Origin of the sequence: Nonomuraea sp. MG754425 (assembly GCF_021699195.1) — a bacterium.
Taxonomy (GTDB): domain Bacteria; phylum Actinomycetota; class Actinomycetes; order Streptosporangiales; family Streptosporangiaceae; genus Nonomuraea.
On sequence record NZ_SSXE01000480.1, the window covers coordinates 1 to 594 of the forward strand.

1 protein-coding gene is annotated in these 594 nt (G+C 75.9%); it reads right to left on the reverse strand.

The window, feature by feature from the left end; translation table 11 throughout:
• On the reverse strand, nt 1-495 hold a 495-nt coding region (locus tag FAF44_RS53570; RefSeq protein WP_237111177.1), incomplete at its 3' end, for a YafY family protein.
• Nucleotides 496-594: the final 99 nt, after the last annotated feature.

Consider the following 594-nt stretch of genomic DNA (forward strand, 5'->3'; position numbering starts at 1 on the left):
CTCCAGCACCTCGAAGTCAAAGCCCTTGACGGCGACGTGGAGGGCCAGCTCGTCGAGGGAGTCGGCACCGGCCGAGAACCGGCACGTCCGCCCGTCCACCGCCTCCAGCCGCCCGGCCCCCGGCGAGGTGCGCGGCGCGACCGCCTCCAGCGGGGCGTGGAACAGGACGCGGGCCCGGTAGCGGTAGGGGGCTGAGGTGATGGAACGCGCCACGTACGCGGCGGCGTCCTCGTGATCCTCCTGCGGCAGCGGCCGGGACGTGAAGCGCGCGCCCGGCGGGCCGAGCGGCCCCTCGATACGGTCCACACGGAACGTGCGCCAGTCGTCCTTGCCGAGGTCCCACGCCAGCAGGTACCACCGGCGCGGCGTGTGCACCAGCCGGTGCGGCTCCACCTCGCGCTGGGACGTCCCGTCGCGCCCCTGGTAGCGCAGCCGCAGGCGGCGACGGTCACGGCAGGCGACGGCGACGGCGGCGAGCAGGTCGGCATTCACCACCGCCCCGCCCACCCCATGACCCGAACCGGCCACCGGCTCAACGGGCCCCCCGTCCGACGCCCCGGTCACCGACGCAGCAGGGGCCCCGGCCAGCGAGAC